The organism is Nocardia sp. PLKS1-43, from assembly GCF_059510335.1.
This window is the reverse complement of sequence record NZ_JCAJZQ010000001.1, coordinates 676,074-702,695: the sequence shown is the minus strand read 5'-3', so window position 1 is coordinate 702,695 and position 26,622 is coordinate 676,074. Positions and strand designations below refer to the sequence as shown.

Annotated in this window: 26 protein-coding genes; 13 read left to right on the top strand and 13 right to left on the bottom strand. The window is 68.9% G+C overall.

Annotation, left to right across the window (positions count from 1 at the left end; translation table 11 throughout):
* Positions 1–191: 191 nt before the first annotated feature.
* The 8 genes from AC5WS7_RS03280 to AC5WS7_RS03245 form a co-directional block, all read right to left on the bottom strand.
* Positions 192–614 carry a DUF4189 domain-containing protein gene (locus AC5WS7_RS03280; protein WP_495952820.1) on the bottom strand — a complete coding sequence of 141 codons (423 nt, stop codon included), beginning with the start codon at positions 612–614 and terminating at the stop codon, positions 192–194.
* A 176-nt stretch (positions 615–790) separates the two neighbouring features.
* Complete coding sequence (locus AC5WS7_RS03275; RefSeq protein WP_495952819.1) at positions 791–1,168, bottom strand: metal-sulfur cluster assembly factor; 378 nt, start codon at positions 1,166–1,168, stop codon at positions 791–793.
* Positions 1,161–1,658, bottom strand: a complete 498-nt coding sequence (gene sufU, locus AC5WS7_RS03270; protein WP_495952818.1) for a Fe-S cluster assembly sulfur transfer protein SufU — start codon at positions 1,656–1,658, stop codon at positions 1,161–1,163. Before sufU ends, AC5WS7_RS03275 begins: the two co-directional genes overlap by 8 nt.
* A gap of 18 nt (positions 1,659–1,676) precedes the next feature.
* A complete protein-coding gene (locus AC5WS7_RS03265; protein ID WP_495952817.1) occupies positions 1,677–2,951 on the bottom strand; it encodes a cysteine desulfurase in 1,275 nt (424 codons plus the stop codon).
* 1 nt (position 2,952) lies between these two features.
* Positions 2,953–3,726, bottom strand: a complete 774-nt coding sequence (gene sufC, locus AC5WS7_RS03260; RefSeq protein WP_495952816.1) for a Fe-S cluster assembly ATPase SufC — start codon at positions 3,724–3,726, stop codon at positions 2,953–2,955.
* A gap of 51 nt (positions 3,727–3,777) precedes the next feature.
* Positions 3,778–4,956, bottom strand: a complete 1,179-nt coding sequence (gene sufD, locus AC5WS7_RS03255; protein ID WP_495952815.1) for a Fe-S cluster assembly protein SufD — start codon at positions 4,954–4,956, stop codon at positions 3,778–3,780.
* Positions 4,956–6,392 carry a Fe-S cluster assembly protein SufB gene (gene sufB, locus AC5WS7_RS03250; RefSeq protein WP_495952814.1) on the bottom strand — a complete coding sequence of 479 codons (1,437 nt, stop codon included), beginning with the start codon at positions 6,390–6,392 and terminating at the stop codon, positions 4,956–4,958. The genes sufD and sufB overlap by 1 nt, the downstream gene beginning before the upstream one ends.
* The gene (locus AC5WS7_RS03245; RefSeq protein WP_495952813.1) at positions 6,389–7,234 is read right to left on the bottom strand and encodes a helix-turn-helix transcriptional regulator; all 846 of its coding nucleotides are present in this window, start codon (positions 7,232–7,234) and stop codon (positions 6,389–6,391) included. The genes sufB and AC5WS7_RS03245 overlap by 4 nt, the downstream gene beginning before the upstream one ends.
* A gap of 147 nt (positions 7,235–7,381) precedes the next feature.
* On the opposite strand from AC5WS7_RS03245, the gene mptB reads away from it, so the two are divergent.
* The 5 genes from mptB to AC5WS7_RS03220 all read left to right on the top strand — a co-directional run bounded on the left by mptB (position 7,382) and on the right by AC5WS7_RS03220 (position 12,292).
* Positions 7,382–9,112 (top strand): polyprenol phosphomannose-dependent alpha 1,6 mannosyltransferase MptB, encoded by a 1,731-nt coding sequence (mptB, locus tag AC5WS7_RS03240; RefSeq protein ID WP_495952812.1) that lies wholly within the window; start codon positions 7,382–7,384, stop codon positions 9,110–9,112.
* Positions 9,109–10,038 (top strand): ABC transporter ATP-binding protein, encoded by a 930-nt coding sequence (locus AC5WS7_RS03235; protein ID WP_495952811.1) that lies wholly within the window; start codon positions 9,109–9,111, stop codon positions 10,036–10,038. The genes mptB and AC5WS7_RS03235 overlap by 4 nt, the downstream gene beginning before the upstream one ends.
* 79 nt (positions 10,039–10,117) lie before the next feature.
* Complete coding sequence (locus AC5WS7_RS03230) at positions 10,118–10,900, top strand: ABC transporter permease (protein WP_495952810.1); 783 nt, start codon at positions 10,118–10,120, stop codon at positions 10,898–10,900.
* A gap of 111 nt (positions 10,901–11,011) precedes the next feature.
* The gene (locus AC5WS7_RS03225) at positions 11,012–11,986 is read left to right on the top strand and encodes a COX15/CtaA family protein (RefSeq protein WP_495952809.1); all 975 of its coding nucleotides are present in this window, start codon (positions 11,012–11,014) and stop codon (positions 11,984–11,986) included.
* Positions 11,987–12,067: 81 nt separating this feature from the next.
* Complete coding sequence (locus tag AC5WS7_RS03220; protein WP_495952808.1) at positions 12,068–12,292, top strand: FmdB family zinc ribbon protein; 225 nt, start codon at positions 12,068–12,070, stop codon at positions 12,290–12,292.
* Between the two features lie 20 nt (positions 12,293–12,312).
* Here the strand turns inward: AC5WS7_RS03220 and AC5WS7_RS03215 are convergent, their stop codons facing one another.
* The 3 genes from AC5WS7_RS03215 to AC5WS7_RS03205 form a co-directional block, all read right to left on the bottom strand.
* Positions 12,313–13,191: a class I SAM-dependent methyltransferase gene (locus AC5WS7_RS03215; RefSeq protein ID WP_495952807.1), complete on the bottom strand. Its 879-nt coding sequence runs from the start codon at positions 13,189–13,191 to the stop codon at positions 12,313–12,315.
* A 61-nt stretch (positions 13,192–13,252) separates the two neighbouring features.
* Positions 13,253–14,026 (bottom strand): transporter substrate-binding domain-containing protein, encoded by a 774-nt coding sequence (locus AC5WS7_RS03210; RefSeq protein WP_495952806.1) that lies wholly within the window; start codon positions 14,024–14,026, stop codon positions 13,253–13,255.
* Between the two features lie 90 nt (positions 14,027–14,116).
* Positions 14,117–14,461 carry a hypothetical protein gene (locus AC5WS7_RS03205; RefSeq protein WP_495952805.1) on the bottom strand — a complete coding sequence of 115 codons (345 nt, stop codon included), beginning with the start codon at positions 14,459–14,461 and terminating at the stop codon, positions 14,117–14,119.
* Between the two features lie 81 nt (positions 14,462–14,542).
* On the opposite strand from AC5WS7_RS03205, the gene AC5WS7_RS03200 reads away from it, so the two are divergent.
* Positions 14,543–15,508 (top strand): quinone oxidoreductase family protein, encoded by a 966-nt coding sequence (locus tag AC5WS7_RS03200; protein WP_495952804.1) that lies wholly within the window; start codon positions 14,543–14,545, stop codon positions 15,506–15,508.
* A 173-nt stretch (positions 15,509–15,681) separates the two neighbouring features.
* Here the strand turns inward: AC5WS7_RS03200 and AC5WS7_RS03195 are convergent, their stop codons facing one another.
* The gene (locus AC5WS7_RS03195; RefSeq protein ID WP_495952803.1) at positions 15,682–15,987 is read right to left on the bottom strand and encodes a hypothetical protein; all 306 of its coding nucleotides are present in this window, start codon (positions 15,985–15,987) and stop codon (positions 15,682–15,684) included.
* A gap of 266 nt (positions 15,988–16,253) precedes the next feature.
* On the opposite strand from AC5WS7_RS03195, the gene AC5WS7_RS03190 reads away from it, so the two are divergent.
* Both AC5WS7_RS03190 and AC5WS7_RS03185 read left to right on the top strand, forming a co-directional pair.
* On the top strand, positions 16,254–16,625 hold the full coding sequence (locus AC5WS7_RS03190) for an aromatic-ring hydroxylase C-terminal domain-containing protein (protein WP_495952802.1): 372 nt from the start codon (positions 16,254–16,256) through the stop codon (positions 16,623–16,625).
* 141 nt (positions 16,626–16,766) lie between these two features.
* The gene (locus AC5WS7_RS03185; RefSeq protein WP_495952801.1) at positions 16,767–17,999 is read left to right on the top strand and encodes a hypothetical protein; all 1,233 of its coding nucleotides are present in this window, start codon (positions 16,767–16,769) and stop codon (positions 17,997–17,999) included.
* 699 nt (positions 18,000–18,698) lie between these two features.
* On the opposite strand, the gene AC5WS7_RS03180 is transcribed toward AC5WS7_RS03185, so the two are convergent.
* A complete protein-coding gene (locus AC5WS7_RS03180; protein WP_495952800.1) occupies positions 18,699–19,736 on the bottom strand; it encodes a heme o synthase in 1,038 nt (345 codons plus the stop codon).
* 358 nt (positions 19,737–20,094) lie between these two features.
* Between AC5WS7_RS03180 and tkt the strand changes: the two genes are divergently transcribed.
* Genes tkt through pgl form a run of 5 tightly spaced genes read left to right on the top strand, consistent with a single transcriptional unit; the run spans position 20,095 to position 26,604 of the window.
* Positions 20,095–22,239: a transketolase gene (gene tkt, locus AC5WS7_RS03175; RefSeq protein ID WP_495952799.1), complete on the top strand. Its 2,145-nt coding sequence runs from the start codon at positions 20,095–20,097 to the stop codon at positions 22,237–22,239.
* A gap of 5 nt (positions 22,240–22,244) precedes the next feature.
* Complete coding sequence (gene tal / locus AC5WS7_RS03170) at positions 22,245–23,372, top strand: transaldolase (RefSeq protein WP_495952798.1); 1,128 nt, start codon at positions 22,245–22,247, stop codon at positions 23,370–23,372.
* A 5-nt stretch (positions 23,373–23,377) separates the two neighbouring features.
* The gene (zwf, locus tag AC5WS7_RS03165; protein WP_495952797.1) at positions 23,378–24,940 is read left to right on the top strand and encodes a glucose-6-phosphate dehydrogenase; all 1,563 of its coding nucleotides are present in this window, start codon (positions 23,378–23,380) and stop codon (positions 24,938–24,940) included.
* The gene (gene opcA / locus AC5WS7_RS03160; RefSeq protein WP_495952796.1) at positions 24,937–25,845 is read left to right on the top strand and encodes a glucose-6-phosphate dehydrogenase assembly protein OpcA; all 909 of its coding nucleotides are present in this window, start codon (positions 24,937–24,939) and stop codon (positions 25,843–25,845) included. The genes zwf and opcA overlap by 4 nt, the downstream gene beginning before the upstream one ends.
* Positions 25,846–25,869: 24 nt before the next feature.
* The gene (gene pgl / locus AC5WS7_RS03155) at positions 25,870–26,604 is read left to right on the top strand and encodes a 6-phosphogluconolactonase (protein WP_495952795.1); all 735 of its coding nucleotides are present in this window, start codon (positions 25,870–25,872) and stop codon (positions 26,602–26,604) included.
* Positions 26,605–26,622: the final 18 nt, after the last annotated feature.

Here is a 26,622-nt window from a genome sequence, read left to right as displayed (position 1 = left end):
CGGCCCCGCTCCCGTCGGCCGCGGCCGACGGGAGAAGCCGACCGATCGAGGCGATCCCCGCGAGCGAAGCGGGACCTCTGACGCCGTCCGGTTCCGATCAGCCGTCCCGCGGCCGTGAAATGCCGCCATGTGTGATGACGTCCGGCCGTCTCGTACCCCGGGTCGGCCGGACTCCGCCCTCGTGTGCTCAGCTACACGTTGGCCGTGCACGCCGACAGCACCACATGCGCCGCCCGCGGCATCGCACTGCCCAGGTCCGGGAACGGCGGAGCGCTCAAGCCCAGCGCCTTCACCGCGGACTGCTCGGCCTCGGTCTTGGACTTCGCCCAGTTCCAGGCGAACCGCCCGTCCGCGCCCTGGGCGACCGCGCCGCAGGCGTTCACGATCTGAATGATGTTGTGGCAGTCCGCATGTCCGCACTTGCGGTCCGCGGCGTGGATGGCATCGGGATAGTTGGCGTAGTTCAGCGCGTAGGCCACCGTGCCGGTGCTCTCCGATAGCGAGAAAGCCCCGTACGCATTGGGATCGGCGTTGGCGGTACCCGTACCCAGGACGCTCAGGCCCGTGGTCGAGACGACTGCCAGGCCCAAAACGGCCTTGCGCAGCAATGACATCGATGAATCCTCCCCGTTCGAGAAATATGTCGGGGAGGATCATTGCCGAGTTGCCAGGTTTTGTCCAGCGCGTTATCGGGACGGGTACAGCGCCCCAAAACCGGGTAGGCGCAACCGTTTCGGGCTGATCGCGCCCGCCCGTCGGCACTGCCGCGACGGGCTCGGCGAACGCTCGATCAGACGGTGAAACCGAGGGCGCGCAACTGTTCGCGTCCGTCCTCGGTGATCTTGTCCGGGCCCCACGGCGGCATCCAGACCCAGTTGATCTTCAGGTCCTCGACCAGGCCGCTGCGCACCAGGGCATTGCGCGACTGATCCTCGATGACATCGGTCAGCGGGCAGGCCGCCGAGGTCAGCGTCATGTCCAGAACCGCGACCTCGCCCTCGACGCGCATGTCGTAGACCAGGCCCAGATCGACCACGTTGATCCCGAGTTCGGGGTCGACGACGTCGCGCATGGCCTCCTCGAGGTCCTCCAGCCGGCCGATCTCCTCGGCCGAGAGTTCGCGCTCGGGCGCGACCGCCGCGGATTCGCTCGCCGACGTATCACTCATCGTGCTCCCCCTTCGTGGAGATGCCGTTTCCCATCACATTCTTCGCCTCCTGCGCGGAGGTTATCCGCACAACCGCGTCCTTGAACGCCATCCAGCCCAGCAGCGCGCACTTCACCCGGGCCGGATATTTCGCCACGCCCGCGAACGCGATGCCGTCGCCGAGCACATCCTCGTCGCCCTCCACGGTGCCGCGGCTGGAGATCATCTCGCTGAACGCGTCCACGACCTTCATCGCCTGCTGCACCGGCATGCCGATCACCTGATCGGTGAGCACCGAGGTGGCCGCCTGACTGATCGAGCAGCCCTGGCCGTCGTAGGAGATGTCCGCGACGTCACCGTTGTCATCGATGTGCACCCGCAGGGTGACCTCGTCCCCGCAGGTCGGGTTGACGTGGTGTACCTCGGCCCCGAAAGGCTCGCGCAGTCCGCGGTGATGCGGATGCTTGTAGTGATCGAGGATCACTTCCTGGTACATCTGCTCCATACGCATGGGGTATTCCCCTCCTGTCTAGTCGACCGCGCGCACGCCGAAGAAGCTCTGCGCCTTGCGCACGGCGGCGACCAGGGCGTCCACCTCGTCGAGGGTGTTGTACAGCGCGAACGACGCGCGGGCGGTCGCGGCGATGCCGAACCGGCGGTGCAGCGGCCAGGCGCAGTGGTGCCCGACACGGATCGCCACACCCTCGTCGTCCAGGATCTGGCCGACGTCGTGCGCGTGCACGCCGTCCACGACGAAGGACACCGCACCGCCACGATCCACGTTCTCGGTCGGGCCGATGATCCGTACCCCGTCCAGTTCGCCCAGACCCGCCAGCGCGGCGGTGACGAGCGAATGCTCGTGCGCCGCAACCGATGCCATGCCGACGCCGCTCAGATAGTCGATGGCCGCACCCAATCCCACGACCTGCGAGATCATCTGGGATCCGGCCTCGAACCGCTGCGGCGGCGGCGCGAACGTGCTGTGGTCCATGTAGACGGTCTCGATCATCGAGCCGCCGGTGATGAACGGCGGGGTGTCCTCGAGCAGCGCGCGGCGCCCGTACAGGATGCCGATACCGGACGGGCCGAGCATCTTGTGCCCGGAGAAGGCGGCGAAATCGACACCCAGCTCGCGGAGGTCCACCGGCATGTGCGGCACCGACTGGCAGGCGTCGAGCACCACGATCGCGCCGACTTCCTTTGCGCGCCGGACCAATTCGGCCACCGGCGCGACCGCGCCGGTGACATTGGACTGGTGCGTGAAGGCCAGCACCTTGGTCCGCGGTGACAGATCCAGCGAGTCCAGATCGATCCGGCCGTCGTCGGTGGCGTCGTACCAGCGCAGCGTGGCCCCGGTGCGGCGCGCCAATTCCTGCCACGGGACGAGGTTCGCGTGATGCTCCACCTCGGTGATCACGATCTCGTCGCCGGCGCCGAGGCGGTACCGGAAGCGATCGTCGGAGAACGCGTAGGCCACCAGATTCAGCGATTCGGTGGCGTTCTTGGTGTAGACGATCTCGTCCGCGCCGACGCCCACGAACGCCGCGATGGCCGCGCGCGCGGCCTCGTAGGCGTCATTGGCCTCCTCGGCCAGGGCGTGCGCGCTGCGGTGCACGGCCGCGTTGTGCTCGAGCAGGAACTTGCGCTCGGCGTCGAGCACCTGCAGCGGCCGCTGCGCGGTCGCGCCCGAATCCAGGTACACCAACGGTTTCCCGTCGCGTACCGTGCGGCTCAGAATCGGGAAGTCGGCCCGGATGCGGGCGACGTCCAGGGCCGGAACGGTCACGTCGGAGACAACTGTCATCTCATGCTCCTACGGCGGCGGAGGTGAATCGCACGTATCCGTTGGCGTCCAGCTCCTCGGCCAGCTCGGGCCCACCCTCGGCCACGATGCGGCCGCCGACGAACACGTGCACGAACTGCGGCTGGATGTACCGCAGGATCCGGGTGTAGTGGGTGATCAGCAGGATCCCGCCGTTCTCGCGCTCGGCGTAGCGGTTCACGCCCTCGGACACGATCCGCAGCGCGTCCACGTCCAGGCCCGAGTCGGTCTCGTCCAGAATGGCGATCTTCGGCTTCAGCAGGCCCAGCTGCAGGATCTCGTGCCGCTTCTTCTCACCGCCGGAGAAGCCCTCGTTGACGCTGCGGTCGGCGAAGGCGGCGTCGATCTCGAGTTCGTTCATCGACTCCTTCACCTCCTTGACCCAGGTGCGCAGCTTGGGAGCCTCGCCGCGGACCGCGGTGGCGGCGGTGCGCAGGAAGTTCGACATCGAGACGCCCGGCACCTCGACCGGGTACTGCATGGCCAGGAACAGGCCCGCGCGGGCGCGCTCGTCCACCGACATCGCCAGTACGTCCTCGCCGTCCAGGGTGATCGAGCCCTGAGTGACGGTGTACTTGGGGTGCCCGGCGATCGCGTACGACAGCGTCGACTTGCCCGAGCCGTTCGGACCCATGATCGCGTGCGTCTCACCGGATTTGATGGTGAGGTTCACGCCTTTGAGGATCCGGATCGGGTCGCCGGACTCGTCCGGATTGGCGACCTCGACGTGCAGGTCCTTGATTTCCAGGATGGTCATCGAATCGAATTCCTTTGCGGGGGTGGAAGAAATGGGATCAGCCGGCAGTGTTCAAACCCCGACAGCGGCGAGTTCGGCCTCGACGGCCGCCTCGAGCCGCTCCCGGACCTGCGGGACGGTGATCTTCTGGATGATCTCGTGGAAGAATCCGCGCACCACCAGACGGCGGGCGGCCTCCTCCGGAATACCCCGAGCACGCAGGTAGAACAGCTGCTCGTCATCGAAACGCCCGGTGGCCGAGGCGTGTCCGGCGCCGATGATCTCGCCGGTCTCGATCTCCAGGTTCGGCACCGAATCGGCGCGCGCGCCGTCGGTCAGGACCAGGTTGCGGTTGGCCTCGTAGGTGTCGGTGCCCTCTGCCGCGGCGCGGATCAGCACGTCGCCCACCCAGACGGTGTGCGCGTCGGGCTTGTGCGAGGCCGGGTCGCCCTGCAGCGCGCCCTTGTACAGCACGTTCGACTTGCAGTGCGGCACAGCGTGATCCACCAGCAGGCGCTGTTCGAAGTGCTGTCCGTCGTCGGCGAAGTACAGCCCGAGCAGTTCCGCGTCGCCGCCGGGGCCGTCGAAGCGGACGGTTTCGGTCAGGCGCACCAGATCGCCGCCCAGGGTGACGTTCGCGTGCCGCAGCACCGCGTCACGGCCCAGTTTCGCGTGCTGCGCGGTGGCGTGCACGGCGTCATCGGCCCAGTCCTGGACCGCGACGACGCTGAGCTTGGCGCTGTCGCCGAGGACGAATTCCACGTTCTCCGCGTAGGTTCCGCTGCCGCGGTAGTCGATGACGAGCGTGACCTTGGCGAACGCGCCCAGACGAATCTGCACGTGCCCGTAGGCGGTCTTCTCCAGCCCGGGGCCGGTGATCGTCACCAGGACCGGATCGTCGATCTCGGCCTCGGCGCCCACCGAGAGGATGGTGGCCTGCTCGAACCCCGAATAGGCTTGGGCAGCAACGCGGTCCGACGGCACACCGGCCTCGCCGAGACGGGCGTCGGACCGATCGACGGTCTCGACGCGCACGCCGTCGACCGGCTCGATCTCCACGATGGTCGCGCCGTCGCGCACCGCGCTGCCGTCGTGCAGGCCGCGCAACCGGCGCATCGGAGTGAAGCGCCACGCCTCGTCGTGGGCGGTGGGCACCTCGAAGGCCTCGACGTCGAACGAGGTGAAGACCTCGCCCTTGTTCACCGCCGGAACCCGGCCCTCACCGGCGACAGCAACGTTCTCGACCGGCATCAGCCGACGGCTCCTTCCATCTGCAGCTCGATCAGCCGATTGAGCTCGAGCGCGTATTCCATGGGCAGTTCCTTGGCGATGGGCTCGACGAAGCCGCGCACCACCATCGCCATCGCCTCGTCCTCGGTCATACCGCGGCTCATCAGGTAGAACAGCTGATCGTCGGACACCTTCGAGACGGTGGCCTCGTGACCCATCGTGACGTCGTCCTCGCGGATGTCGACGTACGGGTAGGTGTCCGAACGGCTGACCGTATCCACCAGCAGCGCATCGCATTTCACCGAGGAGTGCGAACCGTGCGCGCCCTTGTTGACCTGGACCAGGCCGCGGTAGGAGGAGCGGCCGCCGCCGCGCGCCACCGACTTGGACACGATGTTCGAGGAGGTGTGCGGCGCCAGGTGCAGCATCTTCGCGCCGGTGTCCTGGTGCTGGCCCTCACCGGCGAACGCCACCGAGAGCACCTCGCCGCGGGCGTACTCGCCGGTCATCCAGACCGCCGGGTACTTCATGGTGACCTTGGAGCCGATATTGCCGTCGATCCACTCCATGGTCGCGCCCGCCTCGGCCTTGGCCCGCTTGGTGACCAGGTTGTAGACGTTGTTCGACCAGTTCTGGATCGTGGTGTAGCGGCAGCGGCCACCCTTCTTCACGATGATCTCCACGACCGCCGAATGCAGCGAGTCGGACTTGTAGATCGGCGCGGTGCAGCCCTCGACGTAGTGCACGTAGGCGTCCTCGTCGACGATGATCAGGGTGCGCTCGAACTGGCCCATGTTCTCGGTGTTGATCCGGAAGTAGGCCTGCAGCGGGATATCGACGTGCACGCCCGGCGGCACGTAGATGAACGACCCGCCCGACCACACGGCGGTGTTCAGCGCGGAGAACTTGTTGTCGCCCGCCGGGATGACCGAGCCGAAGTACTGCTGGAAGATCTCCGGGTGCTCGCGCAGGCCGGTGTCGGTGTCCAGGAAGATGACGCCCTGCGCTTCCAGGTCCTCGCGGATCTGGTGGTAGACGACCTCGGACTCGTACTGCGCGGCGACACCGGCGACCAGGCGCTGCTTCTCCGCCTCCGGGATGCCCAGCTTGTCGTAGGTGTTCTTGATGTCCTCGGGCAGATCTTCCCAGCTCTCAGCCTGCTTCTCGGTCGAGCGCACGAAGTACTTGATGTTGTCGAAGTCGATGCCCTCGAGGTTCGAACCCCAGCCCGGCATCGGCTTGCGGTCGAAGATGCGCAGTGCCTTCAGGCGCGCCTCGAGCATCCAGTCCGGCTCGTCCTTCTTGGCCGAGATGTCGCGCACGACCTCCTCGGACAGGCCTCGCCGGGCGCTGGCACCTGCGACGTCCTTGTCTGCCCAGCCGTAACCGTAGGTGCCCAGAGAGGCAATGGCCTCCTCCTGGGTCAGCGGCTGCGACTGATCGGTCGTCGTCGTCATTCGGCACTCCTTCCGGAGTTGTTGCGAGATGCCGTCGCGGGCTGCGCGGCGGCGTCGGATTCGTTCTCATCGGGGGTAGTGGTTTCGGCGGCCGCCGGAACGACCAGTGGCACGTGGGTGGTGCAGGCACAGTCGCCGTTGGCGATGGTCGCCAGCCGCTGCACATGGGTGCCGAGCAGTTCGCGGAAGGCTTCCAACTCGGCCGCGCACAGTTCCGGGAATTCCTCGGCCACATGCGACACCGGGCAGTGATGCTGGCAGATCTGAACTCCCGCACCGACTTTGCGCGTCGAGGCGGCGAAGCCGGCATCGGTGAACGCCTCGGCGATCTCGCGCGCCTTGGCCGAGGTCGTCTCGGGGGTGTGCTGAGCGAGGCGATCGATACCGGCCACGATCGTCGACACCCGCTTGCGCGCGAATTCGGTGATCGCGGCCTGCCCGCCGATCTCGCGCAGCTGACGCATGGCCGCGCCGGCCAGGTCGTCGTACGCGTGCCCGAGCCGCCCGCGGCCGGCCGCGGTCAGCTGATACTGCTTGGCGGGCCGCCCGCGTCCCTTCTGCTGCCAGGGCGCGGACCGGGTCGCCCGCGCCTCACCGGATTCGATCAGCGCGTCCAGATGCCGCCGCACCCCCGCCGGGCTCAACCCCAGCCGTTCACCGATGGCCGTGGCGGTCACCGGCCCCTGCTCGAGCAGCAGCTGAACGACCGCTTCGCGGGTGTGACCCTCGCCCGCCGGCGCAGCGGGCGCGACAACACGCCGAGCGCCCTCCCGGCGCCCGGCGGCAGTTTCCGCATTCCGCAAACCCACGGTTTTCACAACATCAGTGTGACGGAATTCCATCCCGCATTCTAGTAAGGTTCACCTTCCTCACCCTCGCGCCAAGGCAAACCACCTGGTCAACCACCCGAATGGCGCGCTGCAGCCTTCCTCACACCGGTCCGGAACTCGCTCCCCACTTCGAAACCTCACCCCCTCCGCCACCGGTTGATGACGCAATTAAGCTCTGTGAGCGTGGCGGTAGTGGAAGACATGCGGCGCAGGTCCATCGAGTTGAGTCGCCGGGCGTTGGGCCTGGATGTGCCGCCCGCCGATCACACCATCGCCGTCCTGCACACCAACGAGGCCGATGCGCCCGGCCTCGATGCCCGGGAAACGTTGCAGTTCAAGCGGATTCGGCTACTCGGCGCCACCGGCGCGGTACTGATGGCGATCAGCGCCCTGGGCGTGGGCGCGCAACCGGTCCATCAGAATCCGGTTTCGGGCATGCGGGTGGTGGGGCTGTTCGCCCGCGCCGCCACCCCGACCCTGGCGATGTGCATGATCGGCACGGTCGCGGTCGTGCTGGCCTGGCTGCTGCTGGGCCGCTACGCGGTCGGCGGGTTCGGCGGTACGGTGCGGCATCGCCTGAGCCGGTCCCAGCTGGACCGCACGCTGCTGCTGTGGATCGTCCCGCTGTCCATCGCGCCGCCGATGTTCTCCAACGACGTGTACTCCTATCTCGCGCAGAGCCAGATCGCCGAGCGCGGCATGGATCCGTACGTGGTCGGCCCGGCCGAGGGGCTGGGCCTGGCCAATGTGCTGACCAACAACGTGCCCAACATCTGGCGCGACACCCCCGCGCCGTACGGGCCGCTGTTCCTGTGGATGGGCCGCGGCATCGCCCAGCTGACCGGCGACAACATCATCGCGGGCGTCTGGGTGCACCGGCTGCTCGAACTCGGCGGCGTCGCGCTGATCGTCTGGGCGCTGCCGCGGCTGTCGCGGCGCTGCGGGGTCGCGCCGGTGAGCGCGCTGTGGCTCGGCGCGGCCAATCCGCTGGTGCTGTTCCACCTGGTCGGCGGCGTGCACAACGACGCGCTGATGCTCGGGCTGATGCTGGCGGGCCTGGAGTTCTGCCTGCGCGCCATCCACGGACTCGACACCCCCGCCACCGAGCCGACGCATCCGTTCGGGCGACGGGAATGGGCGCTGCTGACCTTCGGCGCGGTGGTCATCACCCTGTCGTCGTCGATCAAATTCACCTCGATCCTGGTGCTCGGCTTCGTCGGCATGGCCCTGGCCCGGCGCTGGGGCCGCGGGCTGCGCCCGCTGTTGCAGGCCGCTGCCGTGCTGGGCGTCATCGCGGTAGCCACCACGCTGTTCGTCAGCTATGTCAGCGGTCTGGGCTTCGGCTGGATCTACACGCTCAATACCGCCGGGGCGGTGCGCAGCTGGATGTCGCTGCCGACCGCGGTCGGCGTCATCACCGGATTCGGCGGCGTCCTGCTGGGCCTGGGCGACCACACCACCGCGGTGTTGAGCATCACGCGCCCGATCGCCGGTGCCGTGGCCGCGTTCCTGAGCCTGCGCATGCTCGTGGCGACCTGGACCGGTCGGTTGCATCCCGTTGGGGCCCTGGGTGTTTCACTCGCGGCGATCGTGCTGCTGTTCCCGGTGGTGCAGCCGTGGTACCTGCTGTGGGCAATCGTGCCGCTGGCCGCCTGGGCCACGACGCGGGCGTTCCGCGCACCCGCGATCGTGCTGTCCGCCGTGGTCGGCCTGATCCTGATGCCGCGCGGCGCGGATTTCGGCGTGTTCCAGATCATCGAGGCCGCCGGCGCCACCGTCGTGGTCGGCGTCGGATTCATCCTGCTCACCCGCAACCGCCTGCCGTGGCGCGACCGCACGGGGGTGTCTGCCTCGTCACAACCGCCCGCGGCATACGGTGTGACCTCGTGAACGCATCGGAAACCGCTGTCAGCGTCGACGGTGTCCGCAAACGCTTCGGCGACACCGTTGCCGTGGACGGCCTGAGTTTCGAGGTGGCCCGCGCGGAGGTCGTCGCGCTGCTGGGTCCCAACGGTGCGGGCAAGACGACGACCGTGGAGATGTGCGAGGGCTTCTCCGCACCCGACGCCGGATCGGTGCGCGTGCTGGGCCTGGACCCGATCGCCGACACCGACGCCCTGCGTCCCCGGATCGGCGTGATGCTGCAGGGCGGGGGCGCCTACCCCGGTTCGAAGGCCGGGGAGATGCTCGATCTGGTCGCCGCCTATTCGGCCGATCCGCTCGATCCGCAGTGGCTGCTGGACACGCTCGGACTGCGCGAGGCGCGGCGCACGCCGTACCGGCGGCTGTCCGGCGGTCAGCAGCAGCGGCTCGCGCTGGCGTGCGCGCTCGTCGGCCGGCCGGAGATGGTGTTCCTGGACGAGCCCACGGCCGGAATGGACGCGCAGGCAAGGCATCTGGTCTGGGAACTGATCGACGCGCTGCGCCGCGACGGGGTCGGGGTCCTGCTGACCACCCATATGATGGACGAGGCCGAACAGCTCGCGGACCGCCTGGTCATCATCGATCACGGCAGCATCGTCGCCCAGGGCACGCCCACCGAGGTCACCTCCGCCGGAGCCGAAGGGCAACTGCATTTCAACGCACCGCCCAAACTCGACCTGCGGCTGCTGACCACGGCACTGCCGGAGGGATTCGCACCGCAGGAGACCTCGCCCGGCTCCTATCTGCTGCGCGGCGACATCACCCCGCAGGTGCTGGCCACCCTCACCGCCTGGTGTGCGCGAATCGACGTGCTGCCCACCGACATTCGGATCGACCAGCGCCGCCTCGAGGACGTCTTCCTCGAGCTGACCGGCAGGGAGCTGCGCAATTGAGCACCTGTCCGCACCCCGGTCGCGACCGGTCCGCCCTCTCGTCCGCACCAGCCCGGTTTCCGAGCGGAAGGCACTCGCGATGACCGAAACCTCCGCCCGATTCGCGCCCGGCACCTTCACCCCGGCCCCGCGCCCGGCCGCTCGCGCGCCGATGCTCCTGGCACAGACCCGGATGGAGCTGATCCTGTTGCTGCGCAACGGAGAACAGCTCCTGCTGACCATGTTCATCCCGATCGCCATGCTCATCGGGCTGACCCTGCTGCCGCTGAGCAGTCTCGGCGAGCATCGGGTGGACCGGATCGTGCCCGCGGTGATGATGGTGGCGATCATGTCCACCGCGTTCACCGGACAGGCCATCGCGGTCGGCTTCGACCGCCGCTACGGCGCGCTCAAACGCCTCGGCGCCACCGCGCTGCCGCGCTGGGGCATCGTCGGCGGCAAATCCGCGGCGGTGCTGATAGTCGTTGTGCTGCAATCGATTCTGCTGGGCCTGATCGGCGTCGCGCTGGGCTGGCGGCCGGGCGCGGGCGGGCTGGCCTTCGGTGCGGTGGTGATCGCGCTGGGCACGGCGACCTTCGCCGCGATGGGCCTGCTGCTGGGCGGCACCCTGAAGGCGGAAATCGTGCTGGCCCTGGCCAATATCCTGTGGTTCGTGATGCTCGCGGTGGCCAGCGTCGTCTTCGCCGCCGGCGACATCCCGCGGCCGCTGAGCATCGTCGCGCGACTGCTCCCGTCCGGAGCCCTCGCACAGGCGCTCGACCAGGCGTTGCGCACCGGCGTGGACTGGTACGGGCTCGTCGTGCTGATCGTGTGGGGCGTGGTGACCGGCTGGCTCGCCACTCGCTACTTCCGTTTCGATTAGCCGCTGTTCGACCGGCACCCCGGTTCGGCCGAACCGCTCGCGGCGATTCAAAACGACGGACCGTAGTAGCCCGGCTGCGTCGCGGGACCGGGCCGGGGATACCATCGGAGCGTGCTGTCACGCGCCTTCATGCGACTCGTCGACCTGCTGCCGTTGCCCTCACTGCGCGTGCAACGGATCATCGCGTTCCTGGTGATCCTGTCCCAGGCCGGAATCTCGGTGACCGGCGCGGTCGTGCGCGTCACCTCCTCCGGGCTGGGCTGCCCGACCTGGCCGCAGTGCTTCCCGGGGAGTTTCACCCCGCTGCCGCACGCCGCGGTGCCGGTATGGCATCAGACGGTCGAATTCACCAATCGCATGTTCACCTTCGGGGTGACGCTGTTCGCGGCGCTGGTGGTGCTGGCGGTGCTGCGCGCCCGCCGGCGGCGCGAGGTCGTCGGTTACGCCTGGCTGATGCCCGGCGGCACGGTGCTGCAGGCGGTCATCGGCGGCATCACGGTGCGGACCGGACTGCTGTGGTGGACCGTCGCGATCCATCTGCTGGTCTCGATGCTGATGGTGTGGCTGGCGGTGCTGTTGTTCGCGAAGGTCGGCGAACCGGACGACGCGGTGCCCGCGCCGCGGGCGCCCGCACCGCTGCGCTGGCTGACCGCGCTCAGCGCGCTGGCCCTGACCGCGACCCTGATCGCCGGCACGCTGGTGACCGGCGCGGGCCCGCACGCCGGAGACGAGAGCGTCAGCAAACCCGTGGTGCGCCTGAAGGTCGAGATCGTGACGCTGGTGCACGCGCATGCCCAGATGCTGGTCGCCTACCTGGCGCTGCTGATCGGCCTGGGCTTCGGACTCGCCACGGTCGGCATGACCCGCGCGCTGCGCAACCGCTACATCGTCTTGATCGCGCTGGTCTGCGCCCAGGGCCTGGTCGGCGTCGTGCAGTACTTCACGCACGTCCCGGCGGCGCTGGTCGCCGTGCACGTCGGCGGCGCGGCCGCCTGCACCGCCGCCACCGCCGCGCTGTGGGCCGCGATGCGAACCCGCGAACCGATATCCGCCGAGATCCCGGCTCCGGTCACCCAGGCCGCCTGAATCGGCTGCGCCACACCGTGTTCGGAAGGCCCGCACAGGTGCCGAGTGCGGGCGGTCACGGCGATCGGAGATAATTCGAGCATGCCGACCTACGCGTACCGCTGCCGCGAATGCACCGGAACCTTCGAACTCCAGCGGCCGATGAGCGAATCGAGCGCGCCCGCGGTGTGTCCGGACGGGCACTCCGACACCGTCAAACTCCTCACCACCATCGCGCTGACCGGCTCGGCGAACAGCCCGGCGCCCGTCGCCGCACCGGCGCCCTCGGGTGGCGGCTGCTGCGGCGGCGGCTGCGGCTGCGGTTAGCCGACGAGGCGATCCGCGGCTCAGCCGGAGTGATCCGCGATCGCCACCCGGCCCAGCCCGTAGAAGCGGGATTCCCGGGCCGGAATCGAGAGCTCTCGCACGATATCGCGCAGATCCCGGTCGACGGTGATCCGCAGGCCGTATCCGGCCAGCAGCACCGCCATCTGCTCCGGCGTCCAGGCCGAGATGTGCCGTTCGTGCTCGAGCGGATCCTTACCGCCGGTCAGCCCGCTGTACAGGCGCAGTGCCCGGCGGCCGAGCACCGCGACCCGGTTGTGCACCGGATAGGTCGCGACCAGGCGGCTACCGGCGGCCGAGCGTTCGGCCACGATGGCGAGGGTCGAGTCCACCTGCTCGCTGGTCAGGTACGGCAGCACGCCCTCCCAGATCCAGGTCGTCGCGGCGGCCGGATCGTGCCCGCCGGCCGCGAGTGCGGCTCCGAGCGCGTCGCGGCCGAAGTCCACCGGTACGTAGGTCAGCGATTTCGCGACCGGCTCCAAGCCCTCGGCCCGTTCGCGCTTATCCCGTTGCGAGGCAGGGTGATCCACTTCGAACACCGCGGAACCGGCCAGTTCGGACATGCGCCAGGCGCGTGCGTCCAGCCCCGCGCCGAGTACCACCAGTTGCGGATTTCCGGCCTCACGCACGGCGTCGTCGATCACGACCGTCCGGGTGACCAGCACCGCGGCGGTCGCGCCGAGCATCTCGTAGCGCATCCGCGCTCGCCAGCCCGACGGCGCGTTCCCGGACCGGGCCAGCTCCACCTCCGCGCGCTCGTCGTCGCGAAGTAGTTGTGCCGCAACAGGGTCGGCGAACCGATCCGGCGCCAGCCGCCCATCCCCCACGGCGCGGCCCTGGCACACCAGCACCGCCGTGCGGCTCGCCTCCGTCTCCTTCACGACTTCACCTCACCGATACTCGAATTCACAAGGCTCACTGTCACATTCACGGGCATTGGGTTCAGGCGGTCGCGTGCGGGCCGATCCAGGCGTCCAGGGCGCGGTTCACTCCGCCGCTCGCGAGCTGGCTCGTCAGCCAGCCGTTCACCTCGGCGGCCAGCAGCGGATCGTTGCGGCGCAGCAGGAAGATCTTGTTCGAGGAGTCGAACGGGTGATCCGGATGCAGCACCCGCAGCCCGGGATGTTGCCGCACCCGGTAGCGGCCTTCCACCGAATCGGTGACGAAGACGTCGGCGCGGCCCCGGTCGAGTTGGTCGACCATGGTCAGGTTGTCCGGCCACAGGATCAGCCGGGCGGCCGGGAAATGCGCGCGGGCGAACGCCTCGTTGGTCCCGCCGGGATTCACCACGACGCGCACCCCGGGCCGGTTGATCTGCTCGATGGTCGCGTACCGGCCCGCGTCGGCGGCACGCACGATGGGCGCCTTCCCGTCCGTGTCGTAACCGATCGAGAAATCCGCGTAGGAGCGCCGCGAGGCCGCTTCGGAGATGCCGCCCGCGGCGATGTCACAATCCTTCGCGCCGAAGTCCGCGGCCAGGGCGGACCAGGTCGTGGGGACGAATTCCACGGGGCGGCGCAGTATTTCGCCGAGACCGCGGGTCAGGTCGATGTCGACACCGCGATAGCCGCCGGGCCCGTCGCTCAGCGAATAGGGCGGATAGTCCCCGGTCGTACAGACCCGCAGTGCTGCGGGTTGCGCGGCGACCGGCGCCGTCACCGGCAGCAGGGACAACGCACCGACCGCCGCCGCGGTCACCGAACGCCGGATTCGCATGACTCCCGCCCTCGTCGTAGGGTCGCCCGGATACGAGCAACGCCCGGCGATCGAGCCGGGCGTTGCAGACGATACGTGATGTGGGCCGGGTCAGCGCTCGTTTCGCGCCTTGGGGAAGCGCACCTGGTGCGCCACCCACCCGGCCATCCTCGCCCAGTGGCCGGCGGCCGGGGTGACCACCGAGGTCAGCTCGCGGTCCCAGTGCTCGGCCTCGCTCAGCCCGGGTACGGCCTCGACCACGGCCTTCGCGGTAGCCAGATCAGCGACGACGCGGTCGCCGAGGACGCCGTCACCGCCGACCAGGGTGATGCGGACGCCGATGCGGCCGAGCGGCTGCAGTACCGCGGTCGCGGAACCGCCGTGGGCGGTGACGAAATCCTCGACCGAATCGATCACGGAAGACGACGGCTTGGCTGGGGCCGCGGATGCACTCATGACGGCGAGTTTACCGCCCGGTAGGTCCGTACCGGCACACTGCCGGGAATGATCACATCCGTGCGGGTGTAGAACCGACACATGCATGCGATTCAGGTTTCCGAGCTGGGCGGTCCCGAGGTCCTGCAGTACGAACAGGTACCCGATCCGGTTGTCGGCCCCGGTCAGGTCCTCGTCGAGACCGAGGCGATCGGTATCAACTTCATCGATACGTACATCCGCAGCGGGGTCTATCAGACGAATACGCCGTATATCCCGGGCGCCGAGGGTTCCGGGGTGGTGCGCGAGGTCGGCGCCGAGGTGACCGACTTCCGGGTCGGCGACCGGATCGCCTGGGCGGACGCACCCGGCAGTTACGCGGACAAGGTGGCCGTCGAGGCCGCGGTCGCGGTCCCGGTGCCGGACGGGGTGCAGCCTCCGGTGGCCGCGTCGGCGCTCTTGCAGGGGATGACCGCGCACTATCTGATCGAATCGGTCTACCGGCCCGAGGCCGGGGAAACGATTCTGGTGCACGCGGGTTCGGGCGGTGTCGGCCTGATCCTGACCCAACTTGCCGCCGCGCGGGGCGTGCGCGTCATCACCACCGTGTCCACCGACGAGAAGGAGGCGCTCTCGCGCGAGGCCGGTGCGACCGAGGTGCTGCGCTACGGCGACGATCTGGCCGATCGGGTGCGCGAGCTGACCGACGGCGTCGGCGTGGCCGCGGTATACGACGGCGTGGGCAAGGACACCTTCGACGCCAGTCTGGCCTCGCTGCGCGTGCGCGGCATGCTCGCGCTCTTCGGCGGCGCCAGCGGGCAGGTGCCGCCGTTCGACCTGCAACGCCTCAACAGCGGCGGGTCGCTGTTCATCACCCGCCCCACCCTGGCGCACTACACCCGCGATCGCGCCGAATTGCTCTGGCGCGCAGGCGATATCATGAACGCCATCGCAGCGGGCGACCTGCGCGTACGGGTCGGCGCGACCTATCCGCTCGCCGAAGCCGAACGCGCGCACCGGGATCTGGAGAGCCGCAAGACCACCGGCTCGATCGTCCTGCTCCCCTAGCCGGACCACCGCGCCGTCGGGCGAGGGCGACACGTACTCCGGTCGCCCTCGCTCAGTAGTCGCGGCCGGTGAGACCGCGATACACGAACCGCGTCAGACCCTGGCGTCGTCGTCGCTCAGGTCGAGCATGCCGTCCTCGGTCACCTCGAGCAGCCCGTGTATCGCCAGGAACATCATCGCGAGACTGGCGTCGGGGTGCTGGGCAGGCGCAGGTTCGCGGCGTCGAAGCCGTCCAGGTGATCGGCCACCTCGTTGCGATGCTCCGCCGAGAAGCGCGCCGCCACCTGCGCGAAATCGGCATTGACCAGCGCGGCCTGATTCATCGCGTGCAGCACCGGCCAGTTCCGCCGGGTGAAGCGCCAGTACGCCGCGACGTGAAAGCGCACCGCGTCCGGATCGGTGAAATCCGGATTGTGCTCCTGCTGCTGGGCCGCGGAATCTCCTTCGGCGGCAAAGTCTTCCAGTAATGCCTGGAGCAATTCCTCCTTGCTCGCGAAGTAGTTGTAGAACGAGCCCGCCGCGCGCCCGGCCGCCGTGGTGATGTCAGGTACTCGTCGCCGGAGCCGGTCCGACCGGGCTCACCCTGGCCACCGATCTGGCCCGCCGGGGCGTCGGCGTCCGGATCATCGACCGGGCCCCCGCGCCACCGGACAGCTACGAGTACGAGCGGCGCGCGGTCGCCGCACAGGTTCTGGGCCTGAGTTCGGCGCTGCTGGACAAACACGTCTCGGGGGCCGAGGACGCGATGGACCGGGGCGAGGAGACCCATCAGCTCGCGATCACCTACCGCGCGGCGGACGCGGCCGGTCCGCTGGTGGCGGGCGACCGCGCACCCGACGCGCCCCTGCGCCGCGCCGACGGCAGCACCGTGCGGCTGTTCGAACTGTTCCGCGGGCCGCACGCGACGCTGCTGCGTTTCGGCGGCGAGCCCGACGGCGCGATCGTCCCCGAATACCCTGCCACCCGGACGTATTCGCTGGTCGGCCCCGATGTCCGGCCACGCGACGGGCAGCTCGCCGCGATCGGCTCACACGCCTTCACCGCGTACGCCGCGAATCCCGGAACCCGCGTGCCGATCCGGCCCGACGGTTACCTGGCCTGGCGCAACGACGGGTGACCCGGCTGTGCCGCGGCAGCGCGGATAATGCATCATCTGTGCTGCCGCGCAAGCCGATTCGCCTGGATCCCCGTACCCTTTACGGTGATCGGGCGACTGCTAGCTCGGTCGGCAACGAGGCATCGGGCAGGGGTTGATCAGATGTTGGTGAAGGTTCGTGGTGACGACCCGTCGCGGCTGTCCAGCACCGAGCGCACAGTGGTGAACTGGCTGAAGTCCTGGACCGGAGCTCACGCGTTACCCGGCATCGCGATCGTCAAGTCCGACAGCGCCGATGTCATCGTGTGGACGCCCAAGACGTGCGTGGTCGTCGTCCTGAAAGGCTTCACCGAGCGGGTGAACGGCACCCTGGTCTGCGCCGCGACCGAACCGTGGACGATCGATGGCCGGATCGCCCCGCTCGAGGGCGTGCAGAGCGGCACCGAGCCGATGGAGGAGGTCAACACCCGCACCCGCGGACTCGAGCACGAACTGCGCTCCGCACCGGGTCGCGAGTCGGTCGCGGTGACCGGCATCGTGCTGGTGATCCCCCAGCTCGGCACGCGGATCGCCCTGGAGAAGGGGCCGCTGCCCAGTGGTATCGACGTGGTGGTCGGGGACGGTCCGTCCTCGCTGCGGGCCTATTTCAACCGGATCGCCGGTGATGAATCCGGGACGAATCCGCCCCCGGCGGACACCTGGGATGCCGCGCAGGTCGGCCAGGCACTCGGTACCCTCGGATTCGCCGCGGCCGCAACGTATTCCGATCTGATCGCGGAGGGGTTCCCGGCCCCGAGCGCGGACCGCGGGCGGAGCCGCGGACCCGCACCGGCCGTCACCGCGCAGCCCGCTCCCGCGGCTTCCACCCCCTCCGGGCCCGCGGTCCCGGTTTCCCCGGTTCCACTCACCGGCAGCGCACCGCGGCCGCGGCCACAGCAGCCGCCGCCCCCGCAACAGCCGATGCCGCGACAACAGCAGCAACAGCCCGGACCACCGCGCGAGTACGCGCCCCCGCCCGGCTATCCGCAGAACCGCCCGCCGCGACAACAGGAACAGCGACAGCGCGAATCCTTCGCTGCCGCACCGCCGTACCCGAACCAAGCACAGCCGTACTCGGTCCCGTTCGACCCGCGCCCCGAACCCGAGCCGCCGCGTCGTCGCGGCCGCGGCGTGGTCCCGTTGGTACTGCTGGCATTCCTGGTGATCGTTCTGGTCGTGGCAGCCACCTGCAGCGGCGGCGGCAACAGCCGGCATCCGAGCACAGGCCCCGCCGCCACCACCTCCGAGCCGGACGAGTTCACCAAGCCCACCGGCACCACCACCCCCGACCCCACCATCCCCTCCGACACGATCGCCCCCGCGTGTTATCCGCTACAACCCTGCCCGGGTAGGTGATCGGGAGTTCGGCACCGAACGCCGCCGGCCCACTCCGGCGGCATTCGGTGCCGCCGGACTCGGCGGCACACACCGCCCCAACCCCGCCGGAGCGAACACCGACACGCCCAGCCGGGAAGCGCCTCCGTCCCGCTGCAAGTCGCCCACGAAGCGAGGGCTGAACAAACAGCACGTCGAGGCCTTCGAGGCGCACACCCACCGAAAACCTCACCGACGCGAGCCAAACGAAACGTCAACGCACCCAACGACAAGCGTCTCCGTCTCGCTGCAAGTCGCCCACGAAGCGAAAGACTGAACAAACCAACACCTCAAGGCCCTCGGCGCACCCCCACCAAAACCCCACCGACGCAACGCCAGACGAAACATCAACGCACACAACGACAAAACAACTCTCCGTCCCGCTGCACACGTCACCCACAAGCGTAAGGGCTGAACAGAACAGCACCCCGAGGCCTTCAGGCGCACCCCCACCAAAACCCCGCCGACGCGAAGCGAGGCGAAGCCCAACGCGCCCAGCGGCGAAGCGTCTCCGTCCCGCTGGGAGTCGCCCGCGAAGCGAAAGGCTCAGCAAGAAGACCTGCAAGGTTTTCGGCGCGGGCTCGTCGTTCAGCCCTCGAAGCGCATGGCCGAAGGCCGAGTCTCGAGGGCTGAACGACGAGCCTCAAAGCGCCGAAAACCCCGTCGGAGCGAAGCGGAGACCTAGAACAGAGCGTGCCAGCCGAGTACGGAATCGACGGCCAGGCCGCAGAATACGACCGCGAGGTAGTTGTTCGACTGCAGGAACAGCCGCAGTGGTTTGACCGATTCACCCCGGCGCACACCGGAATACAGCTGATGCGCCATGAGCAGGAACCAGGCTCCCGCCACGAGGGCGACCGCCGCGTAGATGACGCCCGTCGCGGGAATCAGTGCGAGCGTGGCCAATACGGTCAGCCAGGTGTAGATCACGATCTGCTTGGTGACGGCCTTCTCCGTCGCCACCACGGGCAGCATCGGCACCCCGGCCGCGCGGTAGTCCTCCTTGTAGCGCATGGCCAGCGCCCACGTGTGCGGCGGCGTCCAGAAGAAGATCACCAGGAACAGCACGATCGCGGGCCAGCCGATCGTGCCGGTCACCGCGGACCAGCCCACCAGCACCGGCATACATCCGGCCGCGCCGCCCCACACCACGTTCTGCGAGGTGCGGCGCTTGAGCCCGAGGGTGTACACGAAGACGTAGAACAGGATCGTCGCGACGACCAGCAGGCCGGACAGCAGATTCGCCTGCCACCACAGCCACGCGAACGAGCCGACGCCGAGCGTGAGGCCGAAGACGAACGCGTTGCGCGTGGGCACCGCCTCGCGCGCGAGCGGCCGCTTCGAGGTCCGCTTCATGACCTTGTCGATATCGGCGTCGGCCACACAGTTGAGCGTGTTCGCGCTCGCCGCGCCCATCCAGCCGCCGAACAGCGTGGCCAGGATCAGCCCGATGTCGACATGGCCGCGATGGGCCAGCAGCATCGTCGGGATCGTCGCGACCAGCAGCAGTTCGATCACGCGCGGTTTGGTCAGCGCGATATAGGCCAGCACGCGGCGGGTGAGCGCCGACAACGGGCCGGTGCCGGTGACACGGTCAGCCAGCGCCGTCCGGGAGGAACCATGCGCCTCACCTGGCGCAGCCGGCACAGCCGTCCTCGGCCTGCGCATGGCCGGAGCGGATGCGGAGGTACGCCCATCCGGCTGCTGCCCAATCCGCACTGTCTCTCCTCGCAGGTGGTGCTCGATCCGGTCACGGAACTCAGCGCGCCCGGCTCAGCGGTACTACCCTGGACCAGGGCACACACCGGCGGCGCGGCCGACTACTACAGACGATGGTAGACCCAGGCGGGATGCGCTCCGGCACCGACCGCCACGAATCCTGCCCTGCCGCAGGCGCGACGCGGCCACGAGACATCGGCGTCATCGCGGCGATCGCCCACCTGCCGCAGTCGATCCGGACATGAACGCCGATCCAGCAGGGTTCCTGTCACACTCCCGCACGCGGCCTCTAGGGTGGTGAGCACAACAGCCCGAACCCGCCGCTGAAGTTGACGAGAAGGTCAGGAGAACTCCGGTCGTGTCAGTCACAGACGACATCCGCTCCCTCACCCAGCCGAACCATCCGGACGACTGGACCGAACTGGACACCAAGGCCGTCGACACGGTCCGCGTGCTCGCCGCGGATGCTGTGCAGCAGGCCGGAAATGGTCACCCCGGCACCGCGATGAGCCTCGCCCCGCTGGCCTACACGCTGTACCAGCGCGTCATGCGCCTGGATCCCGCCGACCCGGAGTGGGTCGGCCGCGACCGCTTCGTGCTGTCCTGCGGGCATTCCAGCCTCACCCAGTACATCCAGCTGTACCTGGCCGGATTCGGCCTCGAACTGCGCGATCTGGAGACCCTGCGCAAGTGGGGTTCGTTGACCCCGGGTCACCCGGAGTACCGGCACACCCCCGGCGTCGAGATCACCACCGGCCCGCTGGGTCAGGGTCTGGCCTCGGCGGTCGGCATGGCGATGGCCGCCCGCCGCGAGCGCGGCCTGTTCGATCCGGCCGCCGCGGCCGGGGAGAGCCCGTTCGACCACTTCATCTACGTCATCGCCTCCGACGGCGATATCGAGGAGGGCGTCACCTCCGAGGCGTCCTCGCTCGCGGGCACCCAGCAGCTGGGCAACCTGGTCGTCATCTACGACGACAACAAGATCTCCATCGAGGACGACACCTCCATCGCGCTGTCCGAGGACACCGCCGCGCGCTACCGCGCCTACGGCTGGCATGTGCAGGTGGTCGAGGGCGGCGAGGACGTCACCGCGATCGAGGCCGCGCTCGAGGCCGCGAGGGCCGTCACCGACCAGCCCTCGTTCATCCTGCTGCGGACCATCATCGGCTATCCCGCGCCCAACAAGATGAACACCGGTTCCGCGCACGGGGCGGCGCTGGGCGCGGACGAGGTCGCGGGCACCAAGCGGGCCCTGGGCTTCGATCCGGACAAGTCCTTCGACGTGGACGACGCGGTCATCGGCCACACCCGCAACAACGCCGCCGCCCGCGCCAAGGCCGCCCGCGCCGCCTGGCAGGACTCGTTCGACGCCTGGGCGCAGGCCAATCCGGAGAACAAGGCGCTGTTCGACCGGCTGCAGGCCCGTCGCCTGCCCGAGGGCTGGGCCGACACGCTGCCGTCCTGGGAGGCCGACCCGAAGGGCATCTCCACCCGCAAGGCCTCGGGCAAGGCTCTGGCGGCCCTCGCACCGGTGCTGCCCGAACTCTGGGGCGGCTCGGCCGACCTGGCCGAATCCAACAACACCACGATGCCCGAGACGCCCAGCTTCGGCCCGGCGTCGATCTCGACCGGTATGTGGAAGGCCGACCCGTACGGCCGCACGCTGCACTTCGGTGTGCGCGAGCACGCCATGGGCGCGATCCTCAACGGCATCGCCCTGCACGGGCCGACCCGCCCGTACGGCGGCACCTTCCTGGTGTTCTCCGACTACATGCGCCCGGCGGTGCGCCTGGCCGCGGTCATGCGGGTTCCGGCGATCTACGTGTGGACGCACGACTCCATCGGCCTCGGCGAGGACGGCCCCACCCACCAGCCGATCGAGCACCTCTCCGCGCTGCGGGCCATCCCGGGCCTGAACGTCGTGCGCCCCGGCGACGCGAACGAAACCGCCTACGCCTGGCGGACCATTCTCGAGCTGGACAGCTCCGAGCGGCACTCGCACTTCACCCCCGCCGAGGGCGCGCACATCGACGGCCCGTCCGCGCTGGCGCTCACCCGCCAGGACGTTCCGGTGCTCGAGGGCACGAGTTACGAGGGCGTCCGGCGCGGCGGCTACGTGCTGGCCGAATCCTCCACGGGCACACCGCAGGCGATCCTGATCGCCACCGGTTCGGAAGTTCAGCTCGCGGTCGAGGCGCGGACTAGGCTGGAGGCGCAGGGCATCGGCACCCGCGTGGTGTCCATGCCGTGTGTTGAGTGGTTCGACGCGCAGGACAAGGCCTACCGCGACCAGGTGCTTCCGCCGGAGGTGAAGGCTCGCGTCACCGTCGAGGCCGGAATCGCGATGCCGTGGCACCGGTTCTCGGGTGACGCCGGTGAGAACGTCTCGATCGAGCACTTCGGGGCATCGGCCGACTACAAGACCCTGTTCCGCGAGTTCGGCATCACCGCCGACGCCGTGGTCGAGGCCGCTCAGCGTTCACTCGACAAGGTGAAGGGATAAGCGCAGTGACACAGAATGAGAACCTCGCCGCACTGTCCGCCGCGGGTGTGTCGGTATGGCTCGACGATCTGTCACGGGACCGCATCCGGTCCGGTAATCTCGCCGACCTCATCGCCACCCGCAGCGTCGTCGGCGTCACCACCAATCCGACCATCTTCCAGAGCGCCCTGAGCAAGGGCCACGCGTACGACGAGCAGGTCAACGAGCTCGCCGCACGCGGCGCGGACGTCGATTCGGCGATCCGCACCATCACCACCGACGACGTCCGCAACGCCTGCGACGTGTTCGCCGAAACCTTCGAGGCCACCGGCGGCGTCGACGGGCGGGTCTCCATCGAGGTCGACCCGCGCCTGGCCTTCGACACCGACAAGACCGTCGCGCAGGCGATCGAGCTGTGGAAGATCGTCGACCGGCCCAACCTGCTGATCAAGATCCCCGCGACCGAGCCGGGCCTGCCCGCGATCACGAAGGTGATCGCCGAGGGCATCAGCGTCAACGTGACGCTGATCTTCTCGGTGCAGCGCTACGTCAGCGTGATGGGCGCGTACCTGGACGGTCTGCGGAACGCGAAGATCGCCGGACACGATCTGGCCAAGATCCATTCCGTCGCTTCGTTCTTCGTCTCCCGCGTGGACACCGAGATCGACAAGCGGCTGGAGGCCATCGGCACCCCGGAGGCGCTCGAGTTGCGCGGCAAGGCGGGAATCGCCAACGCGCGCTTGGCCTATGCCGCGTACCAGGACGTCTTCGACGGCGGTGCGCACACCTCGACCTTCGCGCATCTGGCCGCCTCGGGCGGTGCGAACGTGCAGCGTCCGCTGTGGGCGTCCACGGGCGTGAAGAACCCGGACTACCCGGACACGATGTACATCACCGAACTCGTCGGCCCCAAGACGGTGAACACGCTGCCGGAGAAGACCCTCGAGGCCTACGCCGACCACGGCACGTTCGACGGTGACGCGGTCTCGAACAAGGGCGACGAGGCGCAGCAGGTCTTCGATCGGCTCAGCGCCGTCGGCATCGACCTGGCCGACGTGTTCGCGGTACTCGAGCGCGAAGGCGTGGACAAGTTCGAGAAGTCCTGGGAAGAACTGCTTTCCGCAACCGCGGCCGAACTCGAGGGGAGCCGGTAACCACGATGGCCGGCCAGGAGACAACGGCCGTGCCGGGCAATCCGCTGCGCGACGAGCGTGACAAGCGGCTGCCCCGGATCGCGGGTCCGTGCAGCATGGTGATCTTCGGTGTCACCGGTGACCTCTCTCGCAAGAAGCTGATGCCGGCCATCTACGACCTGGCGAACCGGGGGCTGCTGCCCCCGGGTTTCGCACTGGTCGGCTTCGCTCGCCGCGACTACCAGGACGAGGATTTCGCGGAAGTCGTCCTGGACGCGGTGAAAGCGCACTCGCGCACGCCCTTTCGGCAGGAGGTGTGGGAACAGCTCGCCGAGGGCATCCGGTTCGTGCAGGGCACCTTCGAGGACGACGCGGCCTTCTCCCAGCTCGCGACGACCCTCGCCCAGCTCGATCAGGACCGCGGCACAGGCGGCAATCACGCGTTCTACCTGTCGATTCCGCCCAACGCCTTCCCGCAGGTGCTCAAGCAGCTCTCCCGCACCGGCCTGGCCGAACCGAAGGATCCCGGTCCGGGCAAGCCCAAGCCGTGGCGGCGAGTGGTCATCGAGAAGCCGTTCGGGCACGACCTGGAAAGCGCCAAGGAACTCAACGCCCTGGTGAACGAGGTGTTTCCGGAGGAAACCGTCTTCCGGATCGACCACTACCTCGGCAAGGAGACGGTGCAGAACCTGTTGGCACTGCGCTTCGCCAACGAGTTGTTCGAACCCATCTGGAACTCCGGGTACGTCGACCACGTGCAGATCACGATGGCCGAGGACATCGGATTGGGCGGGCGCGCAGGCTATTACGATGGCATCGGCGCGGCGCGCGATGTGATCCAGAACCATCTGCTGCAACTGATGGCGCTGACCGCGATGGAGGATCCGATCAGCTTCCACCCGCGCCAGCTGCAGATCGAGAAGATCAAGGTGCTGCAGGCGGCGAAACTGGTCGAGCCGCTGGACGAGACCACCGCACGCGGTCAGTACGCCGAGGGCTGGCAGGGCAGCGAGCACGTCGTCGGGCTGCTGGACGAGGAGGGTTTCGACCCGCAGTCCACGACCGAGACCTACGCGGCGATCACGCTCAACGTGGAAACCCGGCGCTGGGCGGGTGTGCCGTTCTATCTGCGCACCGGAAAACGCCTGGGCCGCAGGGTGACCGAGATCGCGGTGGTGTTCAAGCGCGCGCCGCATCTGCCGTTCGACCAGACCATGACCGAGGAGCTCGGACAGAACGCGCTGGTGGTGCGGGTGCAGCCGGACGAGGGCATCACGCTGCGGTTCGGGTCGAAGGTGCCCGGGTCGAGCATGGAAGTGCGCGATGTGAACATGGACTTCAGCTACGGCGAGGCGTTCACCGAATCCTCGCCGGAGGCGTACGAGCGGCTCATCCTGGACATGCTGCTCGGCGTTCCGTCCCTGTTCCCGGTCAACGAAGAGGTCGAATTGTCCTGGCGCATCCTCGATCCCGTGCTCGAGCACTGGGCCGCGGACGGCAAACCCGAACCGTACGAGTCGGGCACCTGGGGTCCTGCCTCGGCCGATGAGATGCTCGCGCGCAGCGGGCGGGAATGGCGGCGTCCGTGATCGTCGACATGCCGGACACCGACACCCAGGCGGTCAACAAGCGCCTGGTCAAGCTGCGTGAGACCAGCGGCGTGGTCACCATGGGCCGGGTCCTCACGCTGGTGGTGTGCACGCTGGACAGCTCCGAGGCCGAGGACGCCATCGCCGCGGCCAACGACGCCAGCCGCGAACATCCGTGCCGCGTCATCGTGCTCGCTCGCGGCGATCGGTTCGCCGAGACCAAGGTGGACGCGCAGATCCGCGTCGGCGGTGATGCGGGCGCGGCCGAGGTGATAGTGCTCCGGCTGCAAGGTGAGCTGGTCAATCACGAATCCAGCATGGTGATCCCGTTCCTGCTGGCCGATACCCCGGTGGTGGCGTGGTGGCCGCGCGGGGCGCCGCAGTTCCCGTCGCAGGATTCGGTGGGGCGCTTGGCGATTCGGCGGATCACCGACTCCACCTTCGCCACCGATCCGCGGGCCGCGATCAAGGGCCGGCTGCAGTCCTACGCCGAGGGCGATACCGATCTGGCGTGGAGCCGGGTGACGTTCTGGCGGGCGCTGCTGGCCTCCGCGCTGGACGAGCCGCCGTTCGAACCGGTCGAATCGGTGACGGTGTCGGGCCTGAAAGAGGAGCCCGCGCTGGACATCCTGGCCGGATGGCTGGCGGCCCGGCTGGACTGCCCGGTGCACCGGCGCATCGGCGATCTGCGGGTGGAACTGCATCGCCCCACCGTGTCGATCGCCATCTCGCGACCGCAGACCGGTCGCACCGCCACCCTGACCCGCACCGGTGAGCCCGGCCAGCGGTTCGCCCTGGCCCGGCGGGAGACCAACGACTGCCTGGCCGAGGAACTGCGCCGCCTGGACTCCGACGAGACCTACGCCGAGGCGCTCGCGGGTATCGATAAGGTGATCTACGACTAGGCAACCGGAACCGAGAGGTGATCGATGTCCGAACCGACCGTCGAAGTCCACCCGAGCACCGAGAATCTGGTCGCGGCCGCCGCGGCGCGTTTCGTCGCCGTGGTGACCGCGGCGCAGGCCGAACGGCGTGTGGCCTCGGTCGTGCTGACCGGTGGTGGAACCGGGATCGAGCTGCTCGAGCAGGTCCGCAAATCTCCGGGCGACATCGACTGGTCGCGCCTCGAGGTGTTCTGGGGCGACGACCGGTTCGTCCCGGCGGGCGATCCGGACCGGAACGATCTGCAGGCTCGCCAGGCGCTGCTCGATCACGTGCCGCTGGATCCCTCGCGGGTGCATCCGATGGCCACCTCGGACGGCGAATACCCGGATCCGGTGGAGGCGGCGGCCGAATACTCGGCGACCGTGCACGCCCATCTGGCCGAATACGGTTCGTTCGACCTGCATCTGCTCGGCATGGGCGGTGAGGGTCACGTCAATTCGCTGTTCCCGCATACCGATGCGGTGCGCGAGGAACACGAACTCGTTGTGGCGGTGACGAATTCGCCCAAGCCGCCGCCGGTGCGCATCACCCTGACCCTGCCCGCGGTCCACCGCGCCCGCCACGTCGTCCTGGTCGTCGGCGGCGCCGGGAAAGCCGAGGCCGTCGCCGCGGCCGTCGGCGGTGCGAGCCCGGACGACATCCCGTCGGCCGGCGCGGTCGGCTCGGAGACGACCACCTGGTTGCTGGACGAGCCCGCCGCGGCCAAACTGCCGCGCTGACAAGCTTTCCCGCTCGCC

What these genes read in the sequence shown, in the direction of transcription:
- AC5WS7_RS03280 (WP_495952820.1), bottom strand. Translation starts at nt 614, where the DNA reads ATGTCATTGCTGCGCAAGGCCGTTTTGGGCCTGGCAGTCGTCTCGACC.
- sufB (WP_495952814.1), bottom strand. Translation starts at nt 6,392, where the DNA reads ATGACGACGACGACCGATCAGTCGCAGCCGCTGACCCAGGAGGAGGCC.
- AC5WS7_RS03230 (WP_495952810.1), top strand. Translation starts at nt 10,118, where the DNA reads ATGACCGAAACCTCCGCCCGATTCGCGCCCGGCACCTTCACCCCGGCC.
- AC5WS7_RS03245 (WP_495952813.1), bottom strand. Translation starts at nt 7,234, where the DNA reads ATGGAATTCCGTCACACTGATGTTGTGAAAACCGTGGGTTTGCGGAAT.
- AC5WS7_RS03210 (WP_495952806.1), bottom strand. Translation starts at nt 14,026, where the DNA reads ATGCGAATCCGGCGTTCGGTGACCGCGGCGGCGGTCGGTGCGTTGTCC.
- sufD (WP_495952815.1), bottom strand. Translation starts at nt 4,956, where the DNA reads ATGCCGGTCGAGAACGTTGCTGTCGCCGGTGAGGGCCGGGTTCCGGCG.
- AC5WS7_RS03265 (WP_495952817.1), bottom strand. Translation starts at nt 2,951, where the DNA reads ATGACAGTTGTCTCCGACGTGACCGTTCCGGCCCTGGACGTCGCCCGC.
- AC5WS7_RS03205 (WP_495952805.1), bottom strand. Translation starts at nt 14,461, where the DNA reads ATGAGTGCATCCGCGGCCCCAGCCAAGCCGTCGTCTTCCGTGATCGAT.
- AC5WS7_RS03220 (WP_495952808.1), top strand. Translation starts at nt 12,068, where the DNA reads ATGCCGACCTACGCGTACCGCTGCCGCGAATGCACCGGAACCTTCGAA.
- AC5WS7_RS03190 (WP_495952802.1), top strand. Translation starts at nt 16,254, where the DNA reads ATGGACCGGGGCGAGGAGACCCATCAGCTCGCGATCACCTACCGCGCG.
- pgl (WP_495952795.1), top strand. Translation starts at nt 25,870, where the DNA reads ATGTCCGAACCGACCGTCGAAGTCCACCCGAGCACCGAGAATCTGGTC.
- mptB (WP_495952812.1), top strand. Translation starts at nt 7,382, where the DNA reads ATGACGCAATTAAGCTCTGTGAGCGTGGCGGTAGTGGAAGACATGCGG.
- AC5WS7_RS03275 (WP_495952819.1), bottom strand. Translation starts at nt 1,168, where the DNA reads ATGAGTGATACGTCGGCGAGCGAATCCGCGGCGGTCGCGCCCGAGCGC.
- AC5WS7_RS03185 (WP_495952801.1), top strand. Translation starts at nt 16,767, where the DNA reads ATGTTGGTGAAGGTTCGTGGTGACGACCCGTCGCGGCTGTCCAGCACC.
- AC5WS7_RS03200 (WP_495952804.1), top strand. Translation starts at nt 14,543, where the DNA reads ATGCATGCGATTCAGGTTTCCGAGCTGGGCGGTCCCGAGGTCCTGCAG.
- zwf (WP_495952797.1), top strand. Translation starts at nt 23,378, where the DNA reads ATGGCCGGCCAGGAGACAACGGCCGTGCCGGGCAATCCGCTGCGCGAC.
- sufU (WP_495952818.1), bottom strand. Translation starts at nt 1,658, where the DNA reads ATGCGTATGGAGCAGATGTACCAGGAAGTGATCCTCGATCACTACAAG.
- sufC (WP_495952816.1), bottom strand. Translation starts at nt 3,726, where the DNA reads ATGACCATCCTGGAAATCAAGGACCTGCACGTCGAGGTCGCCAATCCG.